We start from the raw sequence: 25,094 nt of genomic DNA, 5'->3' as shown, positions 1-25,094 counted from the left end.
GGGCATCCGGACCCGGCTCACTATGCTTGCCCGATGGCCATAACGGATGCCCGCGAGGTTGTGGTCGACGCGACGCCCGCACAGATCATGGCGGTGTTGCTGGACCTCGAGTCGTTGCCCGAGTGGTCCGCGTTGCACGAGAGCATCGAAATCCTGACCCGCGACGAGCGGGGCCGGCCGAGCCAGTGCCGGCAGACGGTCAAGGTGATGGGCGCCACCGATGAACAGGTGGTGCAGTATCACCTGCACGACGACGGCTTGAGCTGGGACTTGTTGAGCGCCAAGCAGTTACGTAGCCAACAGGGCCGTTACACCCTGACTCCCGAGCGTGATGCCACCCGGGTGCGGCTGGAGTTGACGGTGGATCTGGCCGCCCCCGTGCCGGGGTTTCTGGTTCGCAAGGCGGCCCAGTGGTTGATGCGGGCCGCGACTGATGGGCTGCGCAAGCGAGTGCTCGAAGTCAAGAACGCGGGGTAGCGAGCAGACGCAAAAGCACCAATTTCGTGCCGAAGTTGGGCGCTTTTGGGACTGCTCGGCACACCTCAGAGGGGGTCGCGGGCGGCCGGACACGACATGCAGCGCGGCCCGCCGCGCCCGGTGCCCAGTTCGGAGCCTGCAATAGTGAGCACCTCGATGCCGGCGTCCTGCAAGCGCGCATTGGTCTGCGAATTGCGCTCGTAGGCGACGACCACCCCGGGCGCCAGGGCCAATGTGTTGTTTCCGTCGTCCCATTGTTCGCGCTCGGCGACGACGGGATCGCGGCCGGTATCGATGACACGCAGTTTCTCGATCCCCATCGCGGCGGCGGCGGCCTCCACGAACGGGGCCGCGTCGCTGATGGTCACCCCCGCGGCGGTGCGTCGAATCGTAAAGGCCGACAGCGTGTCGACGACGTTGGCGTACATCACCACCGCGTCGACGTCGACCACCGTGCACACGGTGTCCAGGTGCATCTGGGCCCGCTTCTGGGCGATCGGCACCGCGAGCACGGTGTGCGCGAGATCGTCGTCGAACAGGCTGCGCGCCAACGCTTCCGCACCCGCGGGTGTCGTCCGCTCGCCCACACCCACCGCGATCACACCGGGGGCGAGCAACAGCACGTCCCCGCCCTCGACCGGGGCGGTGCGCGACTCGTAGGCCCGCCGCACGCCGGTGAATCGCGGGTGGTGGGCATAGATGATGTCGGTAAGCGACGCTTCCCGGACCCGCGCCGGCAGCGCCAGCGACGGGATCACCACCTTCGGTCCGATCCAGATCGAGGAGTCCCGGGTGAACACCAGGTTCGGCAGGGGTTCGATCACGAAATCCGAGCCGTGGTGCATCCGCAGCACCAGTGACACGTCGGTGCGGATGCTGGGCGGCAGCTCCTCGAAGGTCATGCCCGCCGTCAACACCTGTGCCAGCGCCGCGGGCTCGAGGCCACGCAGGTATGCCGAAAGGTCTTGCGCCAGAGTCACTCCGAGCCGCCGGGCATTGACCGCCGCCGCCACGCCCTGCATGCGTGCCGCTCCGCTGTGCTGCAGCGCCTCGGTCAGCAGCTGCGAGAGCAGCAGCACCTCCACACCGTTAGCGCGCAGCAGCTCGGCGAACTGGTCGTGCTCATCTTGTGCGCGGTCCACCCACGGCAGCCCGTCGAACAGCAGCTGATCGCTGTTGCTCGGGTTGAGCCGCCGCAATTCGGCGCCGGGCCGGTGCAGGATGGCGACCCGTAATGCGCCCACCTCAGAATTGGTCCCCAGCACGACACCCACAGCTCAAACCGTAGCGGGGCGGACGCGACCGGGCGCGCCACACGCCGATCGATCGAACGGGTGTGCGATAGAATTGCGGGCGTGGCGATCGCGGTTCAGGGCTCGCTGTTCGAGCACAACGAGCGCAGGCAGCTCGGTGACGGAGCCTTCATCGACGTCCGCGCGAACTGGCTCAAGGACGGCGACGAGCTGCTGCAGGCCCTGCTCACCACGATCCCGTGGCGGGCTGAACGCCGCCAGATGTACGACCGGGTGGTCGACGTGCCCCGCCTGGTCAGCTTCCACGACCTGACCGTCGAGGACCCACCGCATCCCGCGCTGACCCGGTTGCGGCGGCGGCTCAACGACATCTATGCCGGCGAGCTCGGCGAACCGTTCACCACCGTCGGAATGTGCTGCTACCGGGACGGATCGGACAGCGTGGCCTGGCATGGTGACACCATCGGCCGCAGCAGCTCCGAGGACACCATGGTCGCCATCGTCAGTCTGGGCGCCACCCGGACGTTCGCGATGCGCCGACGTGGCGGCGGACCGTCGTTGCGGTTGCCGCTGGCACACGGCGATCTGTTGGTGATGGGCGGCTCCTGTCAACGCACCTGGGAGCATGCGGTGCCCAAGACCACCGCTTCGGCGGGTCCGCGGGTGAGCCTGCAATTTCGCCCGCGCAACGTGCGTTAGCAGCTTATGGTCTAGCCCCGAACCGCCCCGACCGCCTTGACCAGCAAGTCGCGGGCACGCTGCGTGTCCACCTTGGCCACCGGCTGGCCGGGAACCACCAGCGGGTTGGCGATCACGATCACCTGGTAATCACCGAATTGCGCCGAGTAGTCGTAAAGTTCGCCGGTACGGGCGGCGCCGGCGACGAGTGCCTGTAGGACGCGGTGCACGGCCTGGGTGTGTACATCGTCGATATGCGGTGCGTCGATCACCTCGATCGCGCCGCGCAGCTGCGCACCGGAGAATCCCACCTTGGCGCAGTCCTTGCCGGGGTCGTTGATCGGCAACGCCTGAGAGGTTTCCAAACCGATCACGACGAACCGGTTGCCGTTGCCCTCGGCGGAAACCGCCGCCATGTTGCCCTGCAACCCGGACGGCAGCTCCGGTCCGGTCGCGGCCTTCGCGCAGTTCGCCGGGTCGAAAGTGAGCCCCTCAGGGAGCTTGCGGGACGAGAAGAACTGCGGGTCAATGGCCCTTGGGGTGACGTCGGTGACCTTGAACTCGGGGCCAAAGCTGGATTTGACGTCCAGAATCTTGGCGATGTCAGCCTTGATGGGCTGTGACGAGTTCGCCCCCGGCGAGCAGCCGACCAGCAGGCACACCGACCCGACCGCCATTGCCCGCTTCCACATCGTCGCCAATCTACCCAAGTCGAAATGCTCAGCCACGTAACGTCGACACGGTTTTGACCAGGAGATCGGCGGCGAATTGCGCCGGTAGCGGAGGCAGCATCGAACCCGGATCGGTGGTCAGCGTGGTGAATGCGCAGTATTCGCCCAGGTAGGCAATGAATGTGTATGCCCGAGAATCGATTTCGCTGCCGGATTCGACGGCTGCGCGGATGTCGGCCACCATGCCACTGCTTTCCGCGCCGTCGATGTGCGGTGCGTCGACGCTTTCGATGCTTACCTTGGTGCGCCCGGCGCTCAGCTCCCAGCGGCCACACACGCTCACCAACGCCCGGTCGGGACGCGACCCCGCGGCCACCGGCACCACGACCGCATCCAGGATCCCGCCCGGCCCGGAACCAGAAACTCCTTGCGCAGCCGGGTCCGGCCCGGTCGCCAATTCGGCCAGCGCAATACACTGCGGCGGGACCGCGCCGGCGTTGCCCCCGACGCCCCAGATCGCCCGGGGTGAGGCGGCCCGCGGCACGTTGGACACCTCGTAGCCAGGCGGCAGCTCCCGCCCGACGCGGCGGATGTTGGCGGGATTGACGACCGTGCCGCGCTGTGTCGAACTCAGCGTCCCCGATGCCGGAGCCGGCGCCGGAGACTGAGCGCAGCCGGCGAGCAGCAGGGCCAGCGCAGCGCCAAGGCGTGACGGCCGCATGATCGTTGATATCACGCCGCGGCGGCTGGCCTGCGGATCAACTCACGGCTTCGATGACCTGCCGGGCCACTCGTTTGATCTGTCGCTCCATATCGCGCCCGAAGCTCAGGCGGCGCGGCACGTCGATGACGGTGGTGATGACTCCGATGTCCTCCCGCTGCCACACCGCGCCATGCTGGTCCATGATGGTACGCATCGGCACGTTATCGGAAAGCATTCGCGCCGAGAATCTTTCGACACCGTCGACCCTGGCGGCCACGGCCAGTGCGCTGATCAAGAAGGTCCCGACGCCGCGACCCTGATACGCGTCCGCGACGGTGAACGCGATCTCGGCGATCGTCGGATCGTTCTCGTCGCGGACGAAGCGGGCGTCGGCGACAGGGTCGGCGCCGTCGACCATCACCCAGACGAAATGGTCGACGTAATCAACCTCGGCCAGATAATGCATCATCGCCAGGCTCGGCACCCGAGCCGACATGAACCGCCGATAGATCGTCTCGCTGGAGAAATGGACGTGGCCGTGCACCGTGCGCTCGCTGTCGCCGGGCAGCACCGGGCGCAGCAGCAGATGGGTGCCGTCACGGACCTGCACCGGAATCGGCGTGATGAAAGCGGCGAGGCGCTGGCGCACCGTGCGCACCAGCTGCTCCATGATGCCCGGGATGTGCATCATCTGGTCCAGGGCGGCTTTGCCGCCGATCCACCCGGTCAGGGGCTCGAGTGTGGTCACCGTGGCCGTGCGGGGAACGTCGCGCAGCAGGGCGATCTCCCCGACGATCATGCCAGGCAACACCTGCTCGACGATCACCGTGTTGTCGTCGCCCACGTGCATGACCTCGGCGCTACCGGACGCGATGAGCAGGAACGACACGGCCTGCTCCCCCTGGCGCATCAGGACCTGGGCGGCCGGCGCGCGCAGCTGGGACAGACGGGAGGCCAACGGCAGCAGATCTTTGGTGGGACATCCCTTGAAGACGTCCATTGCCGCGAGCCCCTCGGTCTCAGTGCCGCTCAATTCGGCCACCCCGTCCAGTCGCGGTCCGCTGCGACCCAGGTTATGGGGTTCGCCGCCGCCCCTGCAAGAAGTGCCCGCCCGGGCGCACTAGCCTGACGACAGGTCGTCACTGCGACGCAGGACAGCAGAAAAGGGCCCGACGTGATCGATAACCAGGACCGGATGGAGCTGACGCGAAGTCTGCTCAACAGGCCGGCCGTGCTGCGGCACGGCTACCTCGACGTGCTGGGCGAATCGACGGCGACACCGGCTCCGACGTTTGCTCAGCGCGCGATGAACAGCCCTTTGGTCGCGACGGTGTACGAAGGGCTGTGGCGGCCGACGTCCTTCTATTTCGCCAGCGGGATGACCACCCGCGCCGAGGAGCGCCGCGCGGCCGAGGCCCTGCGCCTGCGCAGCGCCAAACGCCTACTCGACGTTGCCTGCGGGCCAGGTAATTTCACCGGGCCACTGGCCGAACAGCTGTCCACCGGCAGCCTCGCGGTCGGCTTCGACATTTCCGAGCCGATGCTGACCCGCGCCGTTCAGGACAACAGCGGACCGCGCACTTGCTATGTCCGCGGCGACGCCCGCGACCTGCCGTTCGGCGACGAAACCTTCGACGCCGTTTGCTGTTTCGGGGCGCTGTACCTGATGCCCGAGCCGTTCCGGATCGCGCACGAGATGGTGCGGGTGCTGCGACCGGGCGGACGGATCGCCATCCTGACCAGTTACGCCGGCCAACCGCCGCCGATCAACCTGGCGCTGCACGCCACGGCACGGCTGATCGGGTTGACCATGTTCGACCGGGACGCCTTCGTCGACCTGTTCAGCGAGGCAGGACTGATCGACGTCGAGCAGCAGACGCAGCGTGCCCTGCAATTCGTCACCGCAACCAAGCCGGGCTGAGCCGGGAACCGCTCAGGACGCCGCCGCCTCGCAGATCCCGAAAAGGCGAACCACGGGTGTGCCTGCTTCGTACTCCAACACCCAAGGTCGATCAGCGTTCTCGGCGACCGACGTCAGCCGGATCATCGCGGGCTGGCCCGCGCGTTGGGAGGTCTGCGTACATTCCACCTGGAAAAGACGGAACTTGCCGTCGGTGCGGATGGCCAGCGAATAGCCGGGTTGGACGGATTCGGCGGGAACCTTCTGCAGGTAGTACTTCGTGCTCATGCCCGCGACCCTAGGTGCGGTCACTGACTGGTCCCGCGGTTCGGCGCGCCCTCTTAGTCAACGTTCAGCTGAATTTAGGCAACTCATCAGGATGGGTCCCAAAGCGCCACCCGCGCAACCAGTAACGTTGAGGCATGGTTGATAACTGGGGTGCGTGATGAGTGTCGCCGGCTTTGTTCTTGGCCTGGTCGGCACCGTTCTGGCGGTGGCGTCGCTGGGGTGGCAGCTGGTCACGCAGCGAATGCAGCGTCCGCGGCCCAAGCTGACTCCCGTTGTCGGCCGGTTGACACGGGACGGGCTGGTAACCAACGACGCCAGCCGCGATGTGCGCGAGTCACTGGCCGACATTGCCGAGCAGTTCGAGGACATTCCGCTGATCATCGGAGTCAAGGTCGTCAACGCCGGACGCGAACCGTTTCACGTCGCCGGGTGGGCGGTCCGATCTGACCCGGACGGCACATCGCTGGTGCCGCTGGAAAAGCCGATCGCGGGGGCAGATGTTCCGCATGACATACCGCCCGGTGGTTGCGCCCTATTCCTCACTGAGCTGCAACACGCCTACCGGTTCGCCGCTGCTGTCGAAGGCGAGTCGCCACGCATCGTGCTCACTGTGTCCTCCGGTACACGCACCTATGCCACCAAACCGGTTGCGCCGGAGTTGTTCTCGGGGATCTCAAGCCCCAGCTAGTCACGCAGCGTGACGTGCGGGCTCTGGCCGAATGTCTCGCGGTAGAAGACCGAGAAACGACCCAAATGCCCGAAGCCCCAACGTCGCGCGATCTCGGCCACGCTGGTCGCGGCGCGATCGCTGACCGCCAGGTCGAGATGGGCATGCTGCAACCGCACCTGGCGGACGTACTCCATGGGTGTGCAGTCCCGGTGCTTGCGGAACATGTACTGCAACGCCCGCGGAGTTACGTAGACGGCCGACGCGATATCGGTCAGGGTGAGGTCGGTGTGCGCATTGTCGTCGATGTAGGCGAGGGCCCGGCGGAGCAGCAGCGGGCTGCTGTCGCGGCGGTCCAGGCGCGTCGGCTCCAGCCGCGCGGTATTCGGCAAGGTGGCGAGCAATGTGCTTGCCACGTACCGCTCCAGTCCCGACGTGATCAACCGGCTCTGTTGTGCGTACCGGTTGGCGGCGACGCGGCCGACGTATCCGATCGTCTCGAACAGTTGCCGGCTCGCCTGCCGGGAGACAGGCACCGAGCCGGTCAGTCGCACCGGCTTGTCGCTACCGTGTCGTTCGGCCGCAATGCTGCTGAGCAGACTGGGTTTGACGATCAGCTGGTCGTAATGTCCCTGCCGCACGAATCCCTCGCTGGGCACGCCCTGGATCGCGCCGATGGCCCCGGCCTCGCCGGGCTGGAACGTAGCGGCGGCCCGCCCCCGCGGTCGCTCTTGCAACTCGCCGCAGACAACTCGGCACACCAGGATTTTGTCCGGCGGGTCCATCTCGTATCTGAAATCGAGGCCGCACTCGGCGGCGTCGTAACTGATCGATCCGACGAACGCCCGCTCCATCCGCATCAGCGCCGAGTTGTCGCCGGAGGCTTTGCTGATGCGCATGTTGGAGATGTTCGCGCTCAGAACGGCCTCGGCTTCGCCGAGGTCTTTGGTATCAAGGAGAACCGTAAACATTGAGTCGGCTTTCGGGCAGGTGACGATGGCCACGGCATCGTGCTGAGCCGACCCAGCCATTATCCATCATGCGAAGCCGACAAGTAAGGGCACCGGGTGGCCCGGAGGCCCGGCAGGCACCGTTGAGCAGGCCAAACTCGGCCGAAATTGAGTTACTGAAACTACGTTTCCTGGGGCCGTCGGGCGTCGATCCGCAGCGCTGTGCCGCCCAGGGCCGGGATGCCGTGATGAGCGAAAGCCCCCCAACGGCCGCGCGTCGTGCGGGCCAGGTCGGCGTCGATCGGATCGCTGCCGGGGCCCAGCATCGGCGCGTCGGCCCAGGACGCCGGTGAGCCGAAGAGTAGCGGCAGCTCAATGCAGTGGCACGCGCCCAGCGGCGCCCCCGCCGGCGACCAGTCCACCCGGAAGGTGGCGGCTTGGCCGCCGGCGGAGATCCACAGCTTCGCCAGCTCCCGCGCGGGGCGACCGAAAATCCGGTTCGTGACTGCTCGCACGACCAGCCCGGTCCCCGCCCTCCCGAGCCAGCGGAACCGTCGGCCGCGCGGGTCCATGGCGACGAACGGGGCGGCGTCGTGGCGGGTGAAGCCGGCAAGTATCTCGACCTTCGACGCCACGTCCAGCAGTCGGCGAGGCTCCTCATCGAGGGCCGGCATCGGCGCCACGCCCGCGATGGGCGCGAACGGCAACCCACCGCACGCACCGAATCGCTGTGCGGTTGCGACAGCTGCCGTTTGAGCGCCCAGCAGTTGGCCGACGCTGGCTTCGGCAGGGCGTACACCGCCCAACGCCTCGTTCGCCGAGTCCCGCATCGCGGCCGTCATAGCCTCGCGGCCACGCCGCAAGCCCAGCGGTGCGCTCTGCAGGATGGCACGGTGGAACAGACCCGCGGTGCCGTCGCTCAGGATCAGCGACAGGACACTGTCGCCGCCCGCGGACTGTCCGAATATGGTGACCCGCGAACGGTCACCGCCGAACGCGGCGATGTTGTGCTGAACCCAGTGCAGCGCCATGATCTGATCGCGCAGCCCCAAGTTCGCATCGCCGTCGGCATCGGGGTTGAGGTAGCCGAAGATGCCCAGGCGGTAGGTGACGGTGACCACCACGACGCGGCCTTCGGCGACCAGCGCATCGGGGTCGTACTTGGGCGCTTCACCGCTGCCCGAGACATAGGCGCCGCCATGGAACCAGACCATGACCGGCCGGCCCTGGGCGTCGGAAGGTGCTGTGACACTGAGCACTTGGCATTGCTCGCGCTGCGGTAGACCGGCCACCACCGGGCCCGTGACGAACTCCAGTCTCGACGGCAACTGCGGGCACACCGGCCCGCGGCGGGTCGCGTCGAGGTCATCGGTGTGCGGCGGAGCGGGAACCGGAGCGCCGAAGCGGCTGGCTGTCGCATACGGAATGCCGCGTGCCCGGATCAGCATCCCGTCGTCATCGACCAGCAGCGGACCGGAGTTGGTCGCCAAGCGTCGCCGTGCCACCGCGTCACGGTACTCCCCGGGTGCGGCCACCCACGCTCTTCAGCGCGGAGGTGTTAGATCGCAAGCATGGGCGAACGCGTCACGTTCCAAAGCTGCACCGGTCCCACCCTGGCGGGCGTGATCGAAGTGCCGGAGGGAGCGGTGCGCGGCTGGGGCGTATTTGCCCACGGCTTCACCTTGGGCAAGGACTCGCCGGCCGCGGCGCGGATCTGTAAACAACTGGCGGCGGACGGCATCGGCATGCTGCGCTTCGACGCGCTGGGTCTTGGTGCCTCCGAGGGCGACTGGGGTGACGGTTCGTTCACCGGCAAGGTCGACGACATCATCAAGGCGTGCGAGTTCATGGCCGATCGCGGGACTGCGGCCGATCTCCTGGTTGGGCACTCGTGGGGCGGGGCCGCCGTTCTCGCGGCGGCACGACGGTCGCCGGGCGTGCACGCGGTGGTGACCGTGGCGGCACCGGTGGACCCCAGCCACGTCGAAAAGCATTACGACGCAGTGGTTGATCGAGCTTTGTCTGAGGGTGCTGCGGAGTGGATGGTCGGCGGCCGGACGCTGACGCTCAAACGCGCGTTTGTCGAGGACGTCCGCACCGCGCACCTGCACGACAAGATCAAGGACCTGCAGCTGCCGCTGCTCATCCTGCACTCGCCGACCGACAACACCGTCGGCATCGACAACGCGAGCGAGATTTTCAACCTGGCCCGGCACCCGCGCAGCTTCGTCTCCCTCGAGGGTTCCGATCACCTGCTGACCGCGCGTGGTCAGGCGCGGCGGGCCGGACGGATCATCGGGGCCTGGGCCGACGCGTACCTCGACTGACTTTCATTGACGGTCGTCATTGACGACCGTCAATGAAGGTAATAGCCTGCACTGATGGGACCGACAGGCGCCGCCACACAACCCCGCGGTAGCGGTGGCGGCGCCCGGGAGCTTCGCCGGCAGGAAACCCGGGCCCGCCTGTTCGAGGCCGCGCTCACCGAGATCGGCCGGTCCGGAGTGGCCGGCGCGGACGTGAGCGCCATCGCCGCAGCAGCCGGGGTGGTGCGGGGGACGTTCTACTTCCACTTCCCCACCAAGGAACACGTCCTGGTCGAATTGGAGCGCAGCGAAGAAGCCCGCATTGTCGAGGAGTTGGCCGAAAGCCGAAACAGCAGTGACGATTTGGTGTCCCTGCTTACTATGCTCGTGCTTCGGGTCGCCGCCACCGAGCGCCAGTTGGGCCCGGTGGTGTTCCGGGACATGCTGGGTCTGCACTTTTCGGCGACCCGCCCGGTCGAGGACGAGCTCACCGAGCATCCGCTGGCGGACTTCGTCGCCGCCGCAATCACCAACGCCCAGAACACGGGTCGCGTCCCAGCAGAGCGGGATGCCGGTGAACTCACGGTGTTCTTCCTGACCGGGCTCTTCGCCCTGCTCGCCACCGGTGCGCATGATCCTGCGGCCGACGCCATCCTGGCCCGGTACGTGACAACAATTGTGAAGGGAATGGAATCACGATGAGCAGCAACGGAATCGAAGGCTATCGAGACTTTCTGAAGCGCCGCGACGGGGAGGCCGACCTGCTCAATCGGCGGCTGGCCAATCGCGAGGACTTCTTCACCAGACTGCAAACGAACCCGGTGCGCTCGCAACATCCCGCCGACCGCGAGGTCTTCCTGCGCAACCTGCGGCGCCGGCGGCCCGAAGCGGGCCTGGACCGCAAGATGCTGTTCCTGCTGGCTACCGCCAAGCTCAATCAGGCGGAACGCTTCGGGGTCGGCCTCGGCGAGACCTACGGCCTCAACAGCGACGGAAGCCTGCCGCCGGAACGGGTTTACCTCGAACTCGAGGAGCACTATCACACCCGGCTGTTGGCGTACGCGCTCGATGTCTTCGACCTGACGTTCCAGGTGGTGCCGCCACCGTTCGTGCTGCGCCAGTTCGTCAAGACCGGCGTCTTCATCCCCGAGCGGCTCAGCTTCATGTTCGTCGGTGCCGCCGAAATGGCCGGCTGCGTAATGTTCGACGAACTGCGCCGCGTCGGCGTTGAACTCTTCGCCGACGAACCCGAGGTCGCCGAACGAATCGAGTTGCTCTACAAGGAGATCCTCACCGACGAGATCGGGCACGTCGGGTACTGCGCATCCCGATGCACCGCCGCGGAGCGCGCCGTGATGCGGCGGCTATACCCTTACATCGCACGGCTGTTCGCCCGGCAGACCGTCGAGATCAGCCTGCTCGTCGACCGCGAAGAGCTACAGGCACGCCTGCAGCGCCCGTTCGACGTCGCGTCCTTGACGGCGGGCCTGGACAACGAGACCTACCTGGTCACCCATCCCTGAGGACGGCGTTCAGTCCGCCCGTACGCTCAGCGCCCACGCAAGCTACGACCTACCTGTGGCGGTGTCGGACCCGCGAGTCGACTGCTCCGATCATGTCGAAGACTAGTTGCACGGCATTGGCAACCCATGTGCCTATGATCCGGCCTGTGACCTCATTTCCTTCACCTGCAAAGCGTCGTGTGGTTCATGTCGGCACCGGCATGACCGGCAGTGCGGCACTGCGCGCGATCATCGACGACCCCGCGCTGGAGTTGATCGCGGTCAAGGTGTCCACTCCGGCGAAGATCGGCACCGACGCCGGTCGGCTATGCGGCCGGTCGGAGGTGGGGATCGCCGCCACGGGTGACCTGGCCGCCGTCCTGGAGGCCGCGCCGGACTGCGTCGCCTATTGCGCGACCGCCGTGCGACGTGAGGACGAGGTGATCGCCGACATTGTCGGCTATCTGGAGGCCGGCATCAATGTCGTCACCATTTCCGCGATCCCGATGGTGTATCCAGCAGCGGCACCGGCGAAATGGCGCGATCCGATCGAACGGGCCGCCCGCAAGGGCAACGCCACCTTCTACGCCACCGGATGCGAACCCGGGTTTGTGAGCCTGAATCTTCCTACCGCGTTGCTCTCGGGAGCCGGCGTGGTCGACTCCTACCGCATGGACGAGTACGCACTCGACCTCGACTTGGCCTATCCGATCTGGGAAGTCCTGCACGAGTCGATGGGTTTCGGCAAGCCCGACGGCCACGTTCCGATTCGCATTGCGTCGGGCAAGGTCAACAACGACTGGGGACCCGTGGTGCGCTACATCGCCGACACGCTGTCCGTTGACGTCGAACGAGTGGCGCTGGATTGGGAGACGATCCTGGCCCCGGAAAACCTAGACACGGCACTCGGTGTGATTCCGCAGAACACGATTTGCGCGCACCGCTGGCAGCTCGCGGCGATATGCGAAGGGCGACCGGTCGTGTCGGTTCAGTACTTCGCGACGGTGACGTCGACGCCGTGGCCCGAAACCTGGCCGCGCCCAGCAAAGCCCGGCCAGGGCGGGATGGTGTTCCGAATCAAGGGCTCACCCAGCATGACACTTGACCTACGGCTCGATACGGCGGAAGGCGACGCCACCAATCCCGGTGTGGCCGCAACGGCGATGGCGGCGGTAAATGCGATACCCGCGGTCATCGACGCCGCGCCGGGGGTGCTGGCGGTACCGCTGGCCGGACCAGCCGTCGTGACGCGCCAAACACGTTGCGGCGCTGCAACTTAAGCCATTTGGCAAACGGCGCTCAGCGCCTAGCGCGTTGAAACACAAATGACAGGGTTGGTTTGTCGTTTAGTCTCCCGTCATGGATCGCATCTGGCAGTGGGCGTGGGACCGGTACAAAGCGAGGTACGGCTGGGCAATCTCCGCGATCAGCCTTGTGGTGGTGCTCCCGACCTGGCTGGTGTCGGCGATGATGATCACCGCTTACGAGCACTCTGCTCACTACGCCGCGGCCGCCGCCGTGACCGTTGCCGCCGCGCCGCTGCTGATTTATGGCAACTTCCTGCCAGGCCTAAGCCGCATCCGGTCCGTGGAGCAGTGGGCCGCCGGCCGGCAAGTGGATCGGGCGATGGCGCTACAGGACAGCTACGTCTACGTTCGGGAGGCGTTTTTCCGAAGCGTGATTGTCACTACCGTCTGGGCGGTCGTGATCTCGGTAAGTATCGGCGCAATTGCGGGTGCGAGCACGTCGCGGCTTGTCCAGTACGGGATTTGGGGTGCTGTCCTCGGAGCCGGCACCCAGCTCGCGGCATTCCATAGCTTCGTGGAAGTATCGCTACGGCCGGCGCGAATTGCACTGACGGCCGGTACGGAAATTGGTGATTCGCTGCCTCGTCCGCATCCGACATTTGCGGCGTGGACCGACGCCTTCATGGTCTGCGTCGCTTTCGTGTTCGCCCTTGCGGGTGCGATGCTGGCGGCGGTTCTCCATCAGAGCGGCGAGGTTCCCATACTCGTCGTCGCGATCGCATGCGTGTTGGCCTTTGGGATGGGTGTGCCGATCACCCTGTTGTCCTCGTTTTCGCCTTCCTTGCAACCCATTCGGGACCTTGCCGCCGGAACTGCACGTGTGACAATGGGCGATTACAGCCAACGTCTTCCAGTAGTCCAAGACGATGATCTGGGTGTGCTGGCCGCCTCGTTCAACCGCATGCAGGCGGGATTGGCTGAGCGGCAACGACTTCAAGCCGCGTTCGGCACCTACGTCGATCCCGCCCTCGCAACGCGACTGCTCGAGCAGGGTGATGACGTGTTCGCTGGTGAGCGGCGCGAAGTAACGGTGGTATTCATCGACATCCGCGACTTCGCCCCGTACGCGGAAGTCAATACCGCCGAGGACACCGTCGCCCGGCTCAACGCTCTGTTCGAGATCGTCGTGCCCGCCGTCGTCGACGCCGGTGGGCATGTCAACAAGTTCCTCGGCGACGGCGCTCTGGCAGTTTTTGGCGCACCGAATGACCTTGCCGATCATGCCGATGCGGCACTGTCTGCCGCCGTAGCGATTCACCGCCTCGTCGCTGAGAGGTTCGGCGGGGAGCTTCGGATCGGTATCGGGATCAACACGGGCGTGGTGATCGCCGGCACCATCGGCGGCGGCGGGAAGCTCGAGTTCACCCTGATCGGGGACGCTGTCAACGTCGCCGCCCGCGTCGAACAACTCACCAAGACAACGCGCGACGCGGTACTGCTCACCCAGCAGTCCGCCGACGCCCTAACCACTCGTCCCCCCGGGCTTATCGACCGCGGATTTCATGAGTTGAAAGGGAAGTCAGATGCCGTGCGGATCTTCGCCTTGGCGGAACTTCCGCTCGCGGCTTGACTTTGACGGGGTTGCCCCGTCGTTTTGCTGAAGACCGATCCCTGCGGGCCGTCGAGACGCAGCACCCGCTAGCGCCCGGCAGTTCGCAACTTTGCCGCTACCGCGTGTCGGACGGCCCTCAGGCCTCCCAGTCGCCAATGCTGCGCTGCCGGCGCAGGAGTTAGGCATTCAGTCCACGAACGCGCACCGCTATCTCGACCCGCTCACGGAGGTAGGAGTGCTGATCGAGGCGACCAGCGGGCCGCGGAACCGAGTGTGGCGTTCTCCGGAAGTACTCGCCGCACTCGATGCGTTCGCAGCACGCGCGCGGCGGCGAACCTGATCGATGTCGCCGATACGCTGTTGATAAGGTTGCAGAACTCGCTGAAATATGGCTTGACCTGGACAAACTTTGTGGAGCTAAGGGGATTCGAACCCCTGACCTACTCGATGCGAACGAGTCGCGCTACCAACTGCGCCATAGCCCCTGATCGCTAAGCAGGCTACCAGCCGTAGCCCCGAAGGACCGAACCGTGCACTACTGTCCAACCGCGCGCGGCAGGTCACGCGGCCAGCCGTAGTGGCGCATGGACGTCGCGTACTCCAGGTGCTCGAAGATCGGGTCCTCGTCGTCGATCTCCAGCACCACCGCTCCCGGGCGGCGCAACCGCGACGGCACCAGGTCGTATTCGCGGTCCTCGGTGTTCTCCACCCCGAGCCGCGCGCGAGCCATCCGCTGCATCCGGCGACGACGCACCTTCTCCTCGATCCGCGTCTGCCGACGCAGGTAGAACAGGTAGAACAGTGTGATCGTCGTCGCGGTGCCGCACAGCCACCAGGCTTGTGGAGTCACCTCGAAGGCCGCGATGGCCGAACCCACCAGCACCACCGCCATCACCGTCAGCACCTTCCTGCGGAAGGCGTACTTGCGTGCACTGACGGCCGCGGCGGTCTTGTTGTCGTACCGGCGACGCCGATTGACCCCCGACGCGTAGGCCGGCGGAGCGTCGTGATCGTCCAGCTCGTCGTCTTCCTCGGGCTCCAAACCCGAAGAGTCCTCGACGTATTCGTATTCGTCCTCGTCCAGTTCGTCGTCATCTTCGGCACGGGCTTCTGAAGCTTCCGGCTCGGCCTCTTCCGCAACAGCCTCGACGGCGGCAACCTCGGGTTGCTCCGCCTGCGCGCTGGCCCCCACCGGCAGCGCGGCGGCGTCCTCGTCGATCACGTCGACGTCGAGGTAGTCGGGCTCGTCGGCAATCTCAACACCCTTGTCCGCCTTGGCCATTGCGGTGATCACCGAACGGCGCCGCATCACCACGTCGGTGTCCTCGTCCTCGAGGACCGGCATGTCCTGATCGTGGTCTTTGTCGGCGTCGGCGAACGGCGCGTCGATCGGCTCGGTCTCCCACTCCTCCTCGGGCTTCCAGTCCGGATCGCTGCGGTGCCCGGCCGCGGGCCCGGACCGCTTGAGCAGACGGGAGCTCGCACCACCGTTGAGCACCCTGGTCGCCAGCGCAACGTCGCTGGTGCGCCGGACCGCGTCTCGCTTGCTGATCAGCATGGGTACCAGCACGAACAGCCACAGCACCACAAGCGAGATCCACAACAACGACTGCGGGATGCTTGGCATGATGACCTGCTCTCTTCGGTTCCGCTCCCCCGCGAGGCCTCATCTTTGGCCAGCGCGGGCCCGGTCACTGCGACCAGGGCAATTACACACCTGTAATTTCGCTTTTCCAAGCATCACACGCCACATATGTCACGCTAGCCACACTTTTATTTCGGTTTCCTCAAGATGGCGCGTCCCGGGCGCGACCAATCGACCACCGCTTACGCCGAGCGTCACCCCAGAGTGGCCGTCAGCGTCGAGCGTCGCGATGGCGTGACACTCGACGCAGTGGCACGCAGTTTTACGCCGCGCGGCCACATACCCCGGAAGATCAGACCCAGCTAGCGCGTCCGGCACGGACCAGCGTCGACGCCACCGAGCCGTAGACCTCTTCGACGGTCAGCCCCACCAGTAAGTGGTCCCGCCAGGCCCGGTCCACCTCCAGGTAACGGCGCAACAGCCCTTCCTCGCGGAACCCGGCCTTGGCAAGCACCGCGCGACTGGCCGCATTCTCCGGCCGAACCGTGGCCTCGACCCGGTGCAGCATCACCGGCCCGAAGCAGTGGTCGACCCCGAGCGCCACGGCGCCGGTGGCCACCCCGCCGCCGGTGCACTCGCTGGAGACCCAGTAGCCGATCCAGGCCGAACGCAACGCGCCGTGGGTGACGTTGCCGATGGTGAGTTGCCCACAGAACTGTCCGTCCAGTTCGATCACGAACGGCAGCATCCGGCCCTTGCGCGCCTCGGCGCGCAACCCAGAGCACACCGCCGGCCACGCGGCCACCGTATGCCGCATGGTCCAGTCGCCGTCGGCGCTGGGCTCCCACGGCTCCAGCAGCGCGCGGTCGGCCAGCCGGATGCGGCTCCACTGAGCCCCGTCGCGCATCCGGGCCGGCCGCAACCGGATGACCCCGGCGTCGACACGCAGCGGTCCCACGCTCATCGGCCAGCCGGGATGCCGGGAGCTGGACCGCAACAGATTCACGAGACCAAGGCGGGCTCAGCCATGCTGAGCCAGGAAGGCAACGTCGACGATCTCGCCCGTGCGAATCTGTTCCGCGCCACTGGGAACCACGACCAGACAGTTCGCCTCGGCAAGGGTGGCCAACAGATGCGACGACGCCCCCGGCGCCCCGCCCAGGGCCTGCACCAGGTATTCGCCGCTCTCCTGATCCCGCATCAGCTGGCCGCGCAGGTACCCCTTGCGCCCGGCGACCGAGGTGATCGGCGACAGCGTGCGGGCCTGCACGATCCGCCGCATCGGATGACGCTTGCCCAGCGACAGCCGGATCAGCGGCCGGACCATCACCTCGAAGACCACCAGCGCGCTCACCGGGTTGGCCGGTAACAGGAAAGTGGGCACACCATCGCGGCCCAGCTGCCCGAAGCCCTGAACCGAGCCCGGGTGCATCGCGACCCGCACCACTTCCATATCGCCGAGTTCGGAAAGCACCGCCCGGACCGCCTCGGCCGCCGCGCCGCCAACCCCGCCCGCGATCACCAGCACCTCGGCCCGGTTCAGCTGTCCCTGGACGACCTCGCCGAGTTCCCTAGGGTCGTTGCTGACGATTCCGACGCGGTTCACCTCGGCGCCGGCGTCGCGCGCGGCCGCCGCCAGCGCGTAGGAGTTGACGTCGTACACCTGGCCATTGCCCGGGTTGCGGGAGATGTCCACCAGCTCACCGCCGACGGCCATCACCGATACCCGTGGACGCGGATGCACCAACACCCGTTCCCGGCCGACCGCGGCCAGCAGCCCCACCTGGGCGGCGCCGATGATCGTCCCCGACCGCACTGCGACATCACCCGGTTGCACGTCGTCGCCGGCGCGTCGGACATACGCGCCCGACGGCGCCCCGCGCAGGATCCGGACCCGATTCATCCCGCCATCGGTCCAGCGCAGCGGCAGCACCGCGTCGGCCAGCGTCGGCAGCGGCGCGCCGGTCTGCACGCGGGCGGCCTGGCGTGGCTGCAGCCTGCTGGGCGTGCGCGCGCCGGCCTCGATGGTTCCCATCACCGGCAGAACCACCCCGTCGCGACCCTCGACACCACCGTCATCGGCGACCGCTTCGAGCGTGCCCGCATCACCCACACCCAGGACGTCGACGCTGCGCACCGCGTAGCCGTCGATAGCGGCCTGGTCGAACCCGGGTAGCGGTCGTTCGGTCACGACTTCCTCGGCGCACAACAGTCCCTGCGCTTCGGCTATGGCAACCTTGATCGGCCTCGGGGCCACCGCGGCGGCCGATATCCGGGCCTGTTGCTCTTCTACAGAACGCACCGTGCGCCTTCCTGCCGTGCGGGCCCGAACCCGACGCCGGCGTGCCGGCTACTGTTCGGTCAGGCCCAATCGCGCTACCAACCACCGCCGCAATTCCGGGCCGTAGTCGTCACGATCCAATGCAAAGTCAACCGCAGCCTTGAGGTAGCCGCCGGGATTTCCCAAGTCGTGTCGGGATCCGCGGTGCACGACCACATGGACCGGATGACCCTCGGATATCAGCAGCGCAATGGCGTCGGTGAGCTGTACTTCACCGCCGGCGCCGCGGTCGATGCGGCGCAGCGCGTCGAAAATGGCGCGGTCGAGCACGTAGCGTCCGGCCGCCGCATACGGCGAAGGGGCGTCGGCGGCCTTGGGCTTTTCGACCATTCCCTTGACTCGCAAGACGTCGTCACCGCCGTCGGGAAGCGGTTCGACGTCGAAGACGCCGTAGGCACTGATGTCCTCCGGGGGCACCTCGATGGCGCACAACACCGTGCCGCCGCGCTCGGCGCGCACCTGCGACATCGTCTCCAGCACGCCGGTCGGCTGCACCAGGTCGTCGGGCAGCAGCACCATCACGGCGGTCTCGTCCGCGGCCAGGGTGGGCTCCACACAGCTGATCGCGTGCCCCAGCCCGAGCGGTTCGGCCTGCACGACGGATTCGACCTTGATCAGCGCGGGAGCGCGCCGGACCTTGGCCAGCATGGCTTTTTTCCCGCGGGCCTCGAGCGTGCCCTCCAGCACCAGGTCCTCGACGAAGTGCGCGACGACGCCGTCCTTGCCTTCGGAGGTGATGATCACCAGACGCTCGGCACCGGCTTCGGCCGCCTCCGCGGCGACCAGTTCGATGCCGGGCGTGTCGACCACGGGCAGCAGCTCTTTGGGCACCGTCTTGGTCGCGGGCAGAAAACGCGTGCCGAGGCCAGCGGCAGGGACGATCGCCGTGAACGGGACCGGAGCTCGTGAGGCTGAGGGGTTTGACATCGATTCACACCATATCTCTCACCGGCTGGGTAACCATTGTTCGGCGTTGAAAACGAGGGTCCGGCCCGGGTCTGTCATCGTTGACCCCATGGGCACCGCAAGCAAGGCCGCATTGCGGGAAAGGCTCGCGGCGGCCCGGCGCCGAATACCCGACGACGTGCGCGCCGTCGACGCCGCCAAGCTCATTCACCACCTGGAGCAGCTGGTAGACCCGCACAGCACCGTCTGCGCTTACGTGCCGGTGGGCTCGGAGCCCGGCTCGCTCGACATGCTCGACGCGTTGCTGCGCCGCGCGGGCCGGGTGCTGCTGCCGATTGCCCGCACCTCGGTCGACGACACGCCGTTGCCGTTGCAGTGGGCCGAATACCGACCGGGCGGGCTGGTGTCAGCGCAGTGGGGGTTGCTCGAGCCGGCCCCGCCCTGGCTGCCGGGAGCGGCCCTGGGCGAGGCCAGCCTGGCACTGGTACCAGCTTTGGCGGTCGACCGCCGCGGCGTGCGGCTGGGCCGCGGTCGCGGCTTCTACGACCGGTCGCTGGCCGCCCGCGACCCGCGCGCGCGATTGGTCGCAGTGGTGCGCGACGATGAGCTGGTCGACGAGTTGCCCAGCGAGCCACACGATGTGCCGATGACACACGCGCTCACTCCGGGACGAGGATTAATCGCCCTGCCGATCGGGAATGAGTGACGTCACGTGGCGGTTCTAGCACTTGAGACGGTAGAGTGCTAAGTCAGACTTGATGACCACCGGAGGTTTTTGTGCCGACGTACAGCTACGCGTGCACCGAATGCGGCCACCGCTTCGACAAGGTGCAGGCCTTCACCGATGACGCGCTGACCACCTGCGAACAGTGCTCCGGTCGGCTGCGCAAGCTCTTCAACTCGGTCGGAGTCGTATTCAAGGGCAGCGGTTTCTACCGCACCGACAGCCGCGAATCCGGCAAGAACGGCAAGAAAGAGAGCAGCTCGACCAACGGCTCGTCCTCGGGCGACTCCGGCTCCGGTTCGAGTTCGAGCTCGAGCGACAGCAAATCGTCCGGCTCGAGCGAGAAGACCGCCTCCGCCACCGCCGCCGCGTCCACCTAAGCGGTTATCCACACACTTCCTTCGGCCGGCAGCAATCGACGGTCCACTGTGCCTACGGTGACCGCGTGCGTGAACCGACGCTGAATCCGTCGCTGCTCAGCCGTATCTCGACGGTATGGCGTCCGGACTGGACCCGGACCTTACTGGCCCGACGGGTGGCCGCCGGCGGACTCGTCGTCTTGGCCGGTGTTGCCGCGCTGCGGTCCAATCCGGAAGGCGATCGCGTCGACGTGCTGGTCGCCGCGCGCGACCTCGGGCCGGGTACCGCACTCACCGCCGCTGACGTGCGAGTCGAAAGCCGTTTGGCCACAACGGTTCCCGACGGCTCCCAAGCGGACCCGCACGCGGTGCTCGGCGCGACGCTGGCCGGCGCGACCCGCCGCGGCGAGGTCTTCACCGACGTCCGACTGCTCAACAGCCGGCTGGCCGAGTCCACCGCCGGGCCCGGCGCACGGATCGTGCCGCTGCATCTGACCGACGACGCGCTCGTCGACTTGATCCGGGTCGGCGACGTGGTCGATGTGCTTGCCGCGCCTGCCAACGAACCGCAGCCGTTGGCACCCGCGGTGAGCAGGGTCATCGCCACCGACGCAATCGTGGTGCTCGTGTCGGCCAAGTCAAGGCTGCAGTCCAGCGAGGGTGACCGCGTAGTGTTGGTTGCGCTGCCGGCGCGCGTGGCGAACACGGTGGCGGGCTCGGCGCTGGGTCAGGCGGTGACGTTGACCTTGCATTGAGCGCGTTGCCACCGTTGGGCACGTGACCGATAGCAAACTCGGTCCAGTCCAGGAAGGGACGTCCTCATGCTCAAAGGGTTCAAGGAGTTTCTCTCGCGGGGCAATATCGTCGACCTGTCCGTCGCGGTGGTCATCGGTACGGCGTTCACGGCGTTGGTCACGGCCTTCACCGACAGCATCATCAAGCCGCTGGTCAGTTCGATCGGTGTTGGCAAAGATCCGAATATCGGCGCCCTGAACATTCACGTTGCCGGCGCCTTCTACATCAACCTCAACGTGGTGCTCGCGGCGGCGATCAACTTTCTGCTGGTCGCGGCGGTGGTGTACTTCCTGGTCGTATTGCCGTACAGCAGGATGCGCAAGCAGGGCGAGGTCGAACAGGCCGACGACGCGCAGGTGGTCCTGCTGCAAGAGATCCGCGACCTGCTCGCCCAGACCAACGGCGATTCCTCCACCGGAAAGCACGGCTCCCACGAAGCGCCCGAGGTTTCACCGCCACCCAACTACGGGCCGCGCGCCGACGCCTAGCTTCGGAGTCAGATCTCCAGGCTGGACAGCTGCCCGATGATATAGGCGGCCAGCGGATTCAGCGTGGCCATCCCGTCGCGCACGGCGTAGCGGGAGCCGGCCAGGTTCACCACCAGCGTGCTGCCCGAGACACCAGCCAGCCCGCGCGACAGGCCCGCGTCCGTGATGCCCGCGGACAGGCCGGAGCCACGGATGGCCTCGGCAATGCCCAGGATCTCCCGGTCCAAGATTTCGCGGGTGGCCTCGGGAGTGACGTCGCGCGGCGTCACCCCGGTGCCGCCGACCGACACCACCAAGTCCACCCCGCCGATCACCGCGGTGTTCAGCGCGTTGCGGATCTCGACCTCGTCGGCCTCGACCGCCACCACGCCGTCGACCACGAAGCCGGCCTCGGTGAGCAGTTCGGTGACCAACGGGCCGCTGTGGTCCTCGTCGCCGTGCGCGGTGCGGTCGTCGACAACGACCACCAGAGCCCGGCCCACCACCAACTCCGCACCCTGTTCCATGGGTGCCACCGTATATCCGAGGTCAGACAGCTGACCCTCCGCGTTCATCACTGCTCTGCCTTCCCGAGCGTCACCTGCACCGTGCGGGTACCGCCGGCCGGATCCTGATAGGTCAGCGTCACTTTGTCACCCGGTGCCTTCGAACGAACGGCGGCCACCAACGCGTCGGCGCTGTTGATCGTGCGGTCGTCGACCTTGGTGACGACGACTCCCTTGGGTACCCCGGCGTTGGCGGCCGCGCCGTTGCCGACGACCTCCATCACCTTGGCACCCGGTACTCCCTTGTCTGTGGTGACCTGCACCCCGAGCGAGGCGTGCGACGCCTTGCCGGTGCTGATCAGCTCGTCGGCGATGCGTTTGGCCTGGTCGACCGGAATCGCGAAGCCCAGGCCGATCGAGCCGCTCTGGGCATCACCGGAGTCCGCACCCAGGGTGGCAATGGCCGAGTTGATCCCGATCAGCTGCCCGTTCATGTTCACCAGCGCGCCCCCGGAGTTACCGGGGTTGATCGCGGCGTCGGTCTGGATCGCGTCGAGGACCGTGTTCTGGTTGCCGGCCTCACCGGTGGTGGACACCGGCCGGTTGAGCGCGCTGACGATCCCGGTCGTCACGGTGCCTGCCAGGCCGAGCGGCGATCCGATGGCCAGGACCGGCTGGCCGACCCGCAGGCCGGATGACGAGCCCATGGCGATCGGCGTCAGACCGGACGCGCCCTGCACCCGGATAACGGCGATATCGCTGGTGGGATCGGCACCGACCACCGAGAAGGGGGCGGTGCGGCCGTCGGAGAACGTCACCGTCGTCTTGGGCGGAGGGCTGCCCGCGGGCGGCTTGGCGGCCGCCGCAACGACGTGGTTGTTGGTCAGGATCAGCCCGTCCGCCGACAGGATCACGCCCGAGCCCTCTTCGGATTGCCGACCCAGGTCGGTCTCCAGCATCACCACGCTGGGCACCACCTTGGCGGCCACCTGCTCGACCGAGCCCGGCGGCATGTTGGCTGCCGGAACGCTGGGCGCGCCGCCCGAGGCGACCGTCGTACCGGGCGTGCCGCCGGTCGTGTGGCCCAACTCCACCACGGTCGCCGCCGCTCCGCCGATACCGGCGGACACCACCGCGATGGCCAGCGCACCAAAGATCAGCCCCCCGGACCGGCGCCGACGCGGCGGCGGTCCCATCGGCGGCGGCATCATCCCCGGCATGGGCCCCGGCCCGGTCCCGCCGGGAATCGGACCCGGTCCGGTGTGGATCGGATGCGAGCCGGTGCCGGTGGGTATCGCATGCGTGCCTGTGCTGCCCGGTATCGGACCCGAGCCGGTGTGGCCGGGTATCGCACCCACGCCCGTACCACTGAGCGGATCGTAGGAGGAGCGGTACTGCGGCTGTTGCGACGACTGATAGCGCCAATCGAACTGCTGGTTGTAGTGCTGCTGCCCCTGGGCGTAGGCAGGGGGCACCGGCTGGTTGGGCGCGGCGCCGTAACCAGGCTGCTGCGGCGGTGGCGAATACCTCGGGTGATTCGTCATGACGCTAGAACGCTCTTCTCTACTTCGGGGGCTTGGTAAGGCCGACTCGCGCATGCCTTGCTTGCATCGCTTTGGTCTTTAACACTAACTGCACAACCACCTTGCGTGCGCGAACTAAGAATCGACTGAGATGACGTTCGCCGAACCCCGTGAGTCCGCGTCGTCCCCGGAGTCGGGCTGATCAGATGTTGCCGACGGGTGATCCTCCGCGTCGCCGACCTCGGCCGGGTACGCCGGGGCGGGCATCGGGCGACCGGGAAGCAACACGAAAATCGATGTGCCTGGCGGTTGTTTGCGCGGATCGGTGTCCTCGACGCGCAACGATCCTCCGTGATTGAGCACGACCTGTTTGACGATTGCCAGTCCGAGGCCGGACCCGGGCATCGCGCGCGCCGATGTCGAGCGGTAAAAGCGCTCGAACACCAGACGCCGCTCCTGCGGAGGGATGCCGGGACCTTGATCCGACACCACCAGTTCGGCGTGTGATGGGTCCAGTTGGCGCAGCACCACTCCCACGTGACCGCCCGGCGGACTCCATTTGGCCGCATTGTCCATGAGATTCAGGGCGGCTCGCGATAACCCGGCCGTGTCGCCGTAGACCTGCCACGGGATGATATCGACGTCGAAGTGAACGTCGTTGCGGCGCCGACGAACTCGTTCCAGGCTACGGTCGATGACGTCGGCCATGTCGACCGGCTCGTGCACCGCGTGACCGGCGTCACCGCGGGTGAGATCGACCAAATCGCCTACCAGAGTTGACAATTCCTCGATCTGGGCCAAAACATCGGCGCGCAGATCCACCATCTCCTGCTCGGGTAACCGCGGCGCCCCCGGCTCCATCGAGGCCATCAGCAGTTCGACGTTGGTGCGCAACGACGTGAGCGGGGTGCGCAATTCATGTCCGGCGTCGGTGACGAGTCGCGTCTGACGTTCCCGCGACTCGGCCAATGCCCGCAACATCAGATTGAACGCCTCAGTGAGCCTGGCGAGTTCGTCGCTGCCGAACACCGGGATGGGCCGCAGGTCGTCGGTGCGCGCGACACGTTCGGCCGCTTCGGTGAGGCGACCGACCGGACGCAGCCCGGCCCGGGTGACCATGCCGCCGGCCACCGCGGCGACCGCAACACCGACGCCCCCGACCATCAACAGCACAAAGCGCAGTTTTCCCATCACGGCTTCGGTCGGCCTCAGACTCTTGGAGATCAGAAGCGAGCTGCCGTTGGGCAGATGAATGGCGAGTACGCGCTGATCGGACGCGGTGCGCCGGGACATGAACAATTCACCCCGGATGACCGCCTTTTCCGGCGTGCCGACCGGCAGCGTCTGGCCCGGCTGGTTGGCGGTGTAGATCGATTTGCCGGGGTTCACCAGCATCGCGTTGACATCCGAGTAGGCGGTGCCTTCGATCGCCTTGCCCGGGTCGGCGGCCAGCGAGCCGCTGGCGATCAGCAACTGCGCCCGGCTCTGCAGCTGGTTGTCGATATCGCTGTACAGCGCGGCCGAGATCACCGCATAGACGGCGAACGACATCAGCAGCACCACCATCGCCACCATGGACATCGCCAGCAGCATCACCCGCCACCGCAGCGACAGCGAGCTGGTGGCCCGCAATG

The 25,094-nt window shown here is 66.9% G+C and carries 27 protein-coding genes and 1 tRNA gene; 13 read left to right on the top strand and 15 right to left on the bottom strand.

The genetic code is table 11. From position 1 onward, the window contains the following. Positions 1–33: 33 nt before the first annotated feature. Positions 34–477: an SRPBCC family protein gene (locus A5645_RS10715; protein WP_065129478.1), complete on the top strand. Its 444-nt coding sequence runs from the start codon at positions 34–36 to the stop codon at positions 475–477. A gap of 65 nt (positions 478–542) precedes the next feature. Here A5645_RS10715 and arcA read toward each other — a convergent pair whose 3' ends face one another. Next, a complete protein-coding gene (gene arcA / locus A5645_RS10710; protein WP_065129477.1) occupies positions 543–1,751 on the bottom strand; it encodes an arginine deiminase in 1,209 nt (402 codons plus the stop codon). A gap of 81 nt (positions 1,752–1,832) precedes the next feature. On the opposite strand from arcA, the gene A5645_RS10705 reads away from it, so the two are divergent. Next, a complete protein-coding gene (locus A5645_RS10705) occupies positions 1,833–2,429 on the top strand; it encodes an alpha-ketoglutarate-dependent dioxygenase AlkB family protein (RefSeq protein WP_196773076.1) in 597 nt (198 codons plus the stop codon). A gap of 11 nt (positions 2,430–2,440) precedes the next feature. Here the strand turns inward: A5645_RS10705 and A5645_RS10700 are convergent, their stop codons facing one another. The 3 genes from A5645_RS10700 to pat are packed head-to-tail and all read right to left on the bottom strand — an operon-like array spanning position 2,441 to position 4,833. Further along, positions 2,441–3,100, bottom strand: a complete 660-nt coding sequence (locus tag A5645_RS10700; RefSeq protein ID WP_065037168.1) for a DUF5642 family protein — start codon at positions 3,098–3,100, stop codon at positions 2,441–2,443. 28 nt (positions 3,101–3,128) lie between these two features. Next, positions 3,129–3,800, bottom strand: coding sequence for a DUF5642 family protein (locus A5645_RS10695; RefSeq protein WP_065129539.1), 672 nt, complete (start codon positions 3,798–3,800; stop codon positions 3,129–3,131). A gap of 37 nt (positions 3,801–3,837) precedes the next feature. Then, on the bottom strand, positions 3,838–4,833 hold the full coding sequence (gene pat / locus A5645_RS10690) for an acetyltransferase Pat (protein WP_155767952.1): 996 nt from the start codon (positions 4,831–4,833) through the stop codon (positions 3,838–3,840). 123 nt (positions 4,834–4,956) lie between these two features. Here pat and A5645_RS10685 point away from each other — a divergent pair, with 123 nt between their 5' ends. Beyond that, complete coding sequence (locus A5645_RS10685) at positions 4,957–5,703, top strand: class I SAM-dependent methyltransferase (protein ID WP_231123255.1); 747 nt, start codon at positions 4,957–4,959, stop codon at positions 5,701–5,703. 12 nt (positions 5,704–5,715) lie between these two features. On the opposite strand, the gene A5645_RS10680 is transcribed toward A5645_RS10685, so the two are convergent. After that, positions 5,716–5,970, bottom strand: coding sequence for a hypothetical protein (locus A5645_RS10680; protein ID WP_065129476.1), 255 nt, complete (start codon positions 5,968–5,970; stop codon positions 5,716–5,718). Positions 5,971–6,127: 157 nt separating this feature from the next. Between A5645_RS10680 and A5645_RS10675 the strand changes: the two genes are divergently transcribed. Further along, a complete protein-coding gene (locus A5645_RS10675) occupies positions 6,128–6,658 on the top strand; it encodes a hypothetical protein (protein ID WP_065129475.1) in 531 nt (176 codons plus the stop codon). On the opposite strand, the gene A5645_RS10670 is transcribed toward A5645_RS10675, so the two are convergent. Both A5645_RS10670 and A5645_RS10665 read right to left on the bottom strand, forming a co-directional pair. Continuing rightward, positions 6,655–7,668 (bottom strand): helix-turn-helix transcriptional regulator, encoded by a 1,014-nt coding sequence (locus A5645_RS10670; protein ID WP_253866930.1) that lies wholly within the window; start codon positions 7,666–7,668, stop codon positions 6,655–6,657. The genes A5645_RS10675 and A5645_RS10670 overlap by 4 nt on opposite strands. A gap of 101 nt (positions 7,669–7,769) precedes the next feature. Further along, a complete protein-coding gene (locus A5645_RS10665) occupies positions 7,770–9,122 on the bottom strand; it encodes a carboxylesterase family protein (RefSeq protein ID WP_436405483.1) in 1,353 nt (450 codons plus the stop codon). Positions 9,123–9,158: 36 nt separating this feature from the next. Between A5645_RS10665 and A5645_RS10660 the strand changes: the two genes are divergently transcribed. The 5 genes from A5645_RS10660 to A5645_RS10640 all read left to right on the top strand — a co-directional run bounded on the left by A5645_RS10660 (position 9,159) and on the right by A5645_RS10640 (position 14,272). Further along, on the top strand, positions 9,159–9,914 hold the full coding sequence (locus A5645_RS10660) for an alpha/beta hydrolase family protein (RefSeq protein ID WP_065129474.1): 756 nt from the start codon (positions 9,159–9,161) through the stop codon (positions 9,912–9,914). A 54-nt stretch (positions 9,915–9,968) separates the two neighbouring features. Further along, on the top strand, positions 9,969–10,595 hold the full coding sequence (locus tag A5645_RS10655; protein ID WP_065037163.1) for a TetR/AcrR family transcriptional regulator: 627 nt from the start codon (positions 9,969–9,971) through the stop codon (positions 10,593–10,595). Continuing rightward, positions 10,592–11,416: a hypothetical protein gene (locus A5645_RS10650; RefSeq protein WP_065129473.1), complete on the top strand. Its 825-nt coding sequence runs from the start codon at positions 10,592–10,594 to the stop codon at positions 11,414–11,416. The genes A5645_RS10655 and A5645_RS10650 overlap by 4 nt, the downstream gene beginning before the upstream one ends. Positions 11,417–11,745: 329 nt before the next feature. Then, on the top strand, positions 11,746–12,675 hold the full coding sequence (locus A5645_RS10645) for a dihydrodipicolinate reductase (protein ID WP_065129536.1): 930 nt from the start codon (positions 11,746–11,748) through the stop codon (positions 12,673–12,675). A 79-nt stretch (positions 12,676–12,754) separates the two neighbouring features. Continuing rightward, entirely contained in the window at positions 12,755–14,272 is a 1,518-nt protein-coding gene (locus A5645_RS10640; RefSeq protein WP_065129472.1) for an adenylate/guanylate cyclase domain-containing protein, read from the top strand. Between the two features lie 394 nt (positions 14,273–14,666). Here the strand turns inward: A5645_RS10640 and A5645_RS10635 are convergent. The 5 genes from A5645_RS10635 to A5645_RS10615 form a co-directional block, all read right to left on the bottom strand. Continuing rightward, a tRNA-Ala gene (locus tag A5645_RS10635) sits at positions 14,667–14,739 on the bottom strand. Positions 14,740–14,789: 50 nt separating this feature from the next. Continuing rightward, entirely contained in the window at positions 14,790–15,881 is a 1,092-nt protein-coding gene (gene sepX, locus A5645_RS10630; protein ID WP_065129471.1) for a divisome protein SepX/GlpR, read from the bottom strand. Between the two features lie 310 nt (positions 15,882–16,191). Beyond that, positions 16,192–16,845, bottom strand: a complete 654-nt coding sequence (locus A5645_RS10625) for a GNAT family N-acetyltransferase (RefSeq protein ID WP_065129470.1) — start codon at positions 16,843–16,845, stop codon at positions 16,192–16,194. Positions 16,846–16,860: 15 nt separating this feature from the next. After that, entirely contained in the window at positions 16,861–18,141 is a 1,281-nt protein-coding gene (gene glp, locus A5645_RS10620; RefSeq protein ID WP_065037157.1) for a molybdotransferase-like divisome protein Glp, read from the bottom strand. 48 nt (positions 18,142–18,189) lie between these two features. Continuing rightward, complete coding sequence (locus A5645_RS10615; protein WP_065129469.1) at positions 18,190–19,107, bottom strand: UTP--glucose-1-phosphate uridylyltransferase; 918 nt, start codon at positions 19,105–19,107, stop codon at positions 18,190–18,192. A gap of 88 nt (positions 19,108–19,195) precedes the next feature. Here A5645_RS10615 and A5645_RS10610 point away from each other — a divergent pair, with 88 nt between their 5' ends. The 4 genes from A5645_RS10610 (at position 19,196) to mscL (ending at position 21,452) form a co-directional block, all read left to right on the top strand. Beyond that, positions 19,196–19,792, top strand: coding sequence for a 5-formyltetrahydrofolate cyclo-ligase (locus A5645_RS10610; protein ID WP_065129468.1), 597 nt, complete (start codon positions 19,196–19,198; stop codon positions 19,790–19,792). A gap of 71 nt (positions 19,793–19,863) precedes the next feature. Beyond that, positions 19,864–20,190 carry an FmdB family zinc ribbon protein gene (locus A5645_RS10605; RefSeq protein ID WP_065129467.1) on the top strand — a complete coding sequence of 109 codons (327 nt, stop codon included), beginning with the start codon at positions 19,864–19,866 and terminating at the stop codon, positions 20,188–20,190. Positions 20,191–20,255: 65 nt separating this feature from the next. Continuing rightward, a complete protein-coding gene (locus A5645_RS10600; RefSeq protein WP_065129466.1) occupies positions 20,256–20,924 on the top strand; it encodes an SAF domain-containing protein in 669 nt (222 codons plus the stop codon). Positions 20,925–20,990: 66 nt separating this feature from the next. Beyond that, complete coding sequence (mscL, locus tag A5645_RS10595) at positions 20,991–21,452, top strand: large-conductance mechanosensitive channel protein MscL (protein WP_065037152.1); 462 nt, start codon at positions 20,991–20,993, stop codon at positions 21,450–21,452. 8 nt (positions 21,453–21,460) lie between these two features. Here mscL and A5645_RS10590 read toward each other — a convergent pair whose 3' ends face one another. Genes A5645_RS10590 through A5645_RS10580 form a run of 3 tightly spaced genes read right to left on the bottom strand, consistent with a single transcriptional unit; the run spans position 21,461 to position 25,053 of the window. Further along, positions 21,461–22,006 (bottom strand): MogA/MoaB family molybdenum cofactor biosynthesis protein, encoded by a 546-nt coding sequence (locus tag A5645_RS10590; RefSeq protein WP_065037151.1) that lies wholly within the window; start codon positions 22,004–22,006, stop codon positions 21,461–21,463. After that, positions 22,006–23,535 carry a S1C family serine protease gene (locus tag A5645_RS10585; protein ID WP_172830511.1) on the bottom strand — a complete coding sequence of 510 codons (1,530 nt, stop codon included), beginning with the start codon at positions 23,533–23,535 and terminating at the stop codon, positions 22,006–22,008. Before A5645_RS10585 ends, A5645_RS10590 begins: the two co-directional genes overlap by 1 nt. A 60-nt stretch (positions 23,536–23,595) precedes the next feature. Further along, on the bottom strand, positions 23,596–25,053 hold the full coding sequence (locus A5645_RS10580) for a HAMP domain-containing sensor histidine kinase (protein ID WP_253866938.1): 1,458 nt from the start codon (positions 25,051–25,053) through the stop codon (positions 23,596–23,598). Positions 25,054–25,094 lie beyond the last annotated feature (41 nt).

The sequence above is a fragment of the Mycobacterium asiaticum genome, from assembly GCF_001673635.1.
GTDB classification, from domain to species: domain Bacteria; phylum Actinomycetota; class Actinomycetes; order Mycobacteriales; family Mycobacteriaceae; genus Mycobacterium; species Mycobacterium asiaticum_C.
Note: the sequence above shows the minus strand (reverse complement) of the source record. Positions and strands in the feature narration are given on the sequence as shown.

Excerpts from the sequence above, each read along its gene's own strand:
- A5645_RS10715 (WP_065129478.1), top strand. The coding sequence starts at position 34 with ATGGCCATAACGGATGCCCGCGAGGTTGTGGTCGACGCGACGCCCGCA.
- A5645_RS10700 (WP_065037168.1), bottom strand. The coding sequence starts at position 3,100 with ATGTGGAAGCGGGCAATGGCGGTCGGGTCGGTGTGCCTGCTGGTCGGC.
- A5645_RS10695 (WP_065129539.1), bottom strand. The coding sequence starts at position 3,800 with ATGCGGCCGTCACGCCTTGGCGCTGCGCTGGCCCTGCTGCTCGCCGGC.
- A5645_RS10680 (WP_065129476.1), bottom strand. The coding sequence starts at position 5,970 with ATGAGCACGAAGTACTACCTGCAGAAGGTTCCCGCCGAATCCGTCCAA.
- A5645_RS10675 (WP_065129475.1), top strand. The coding sequence starts at position 6,128 with ATGAGTGTCGCCGGCTTTGTTCTTGGCCTGGTCGGCACCGTTCTGGCG.
- A5645_RS10670 (WP_253866930.1), bottom strand. The coding sequence starts at position 7,668 with ATGGCTGGGTCGGCTCAGCACGATGCCGTGGCCATCGTCACCTGCCCG.
- A5645_RS10660 (WP_065129474.1), top strand. The coding sequence starts at position 9,159 with ATGGGCGAACGCGTCACGTTCCAAAGCTGCACCGGTCCCACCCTGGCG.
- A5645_RS10655 (WP_065037163.1), top strand. The coding sequence starts at position 9,969 with ATGGGACCGACAGGCGCCGCCACACAACCCCGCGGTAGCGGTGGCGGC.
- A5645_RS10650 (WP_065129473.1), top strand. The coding sequence starts at position 10,592 with ATGAGCAGCAACGGAATCGAAGGCTATCGAGACTTTCTGAAGCGCCGC.
- A5645_RS10640 (WP_065129472.1), top strand. The coding sequence starts at position 12,755 with ATGGATCGCATCTGGCAGTGGGCGTGGGACCGGTACAAAGCGAGGTAC.
- sepX (WP_065129471.1), bottom strand. The coding sequence starts at position 15,881 with ATGCCAAGCATCCCGCAGTCGTTGTTGTGGATCTCGCTTGTGGTGCTG.
- A5645_RS10615 (WP_065129469.1), bottom strand. The coding sequence starts at position 19,107 with ATGTCAAACCCCTCAGCCTCACGAGCTCCGGTCCCGTTCACGGCGATC.
- A5645_RS10610 (WP_065129468.1), top strand. The coding sequence starts at position 19,196 with ATGGGCACCGCAAGCAAGGCCGCATTGCGGGAAAGGCTCGCGGCGGCC.
- mscL (WP_065037152.1), top strand. The coding sequence starts at position 20,991 with ATGCTCAAAGGGTTCAAGGAGTTTCTCTCGCGGGGCAATATCGTCGAC.
- A5645_RS10590 (WP_065037151.1), bottom strand. The coding sequence starts at position 22,006 with ATGAACGCGGAGGGTCAGCTGTCTGACCTCGGATATACGGTGGCACCC.
- A5645_RS10585 (WP_172830511.1), bottom strand. The coding sequence starts at position 23,535 with ATGCGCGAGTCGGCCTTACCAAGCCCCCGAAGTAGAGAAGAGCGTTCT.
- A5645_RS10580 (WP_253866938.1), bottom strand. The coding sequence starts at position 25,053 with ATGCTGCTGGCGATGTCCATGGTGGCGATGGTGGTGCTGCTGATGTCG.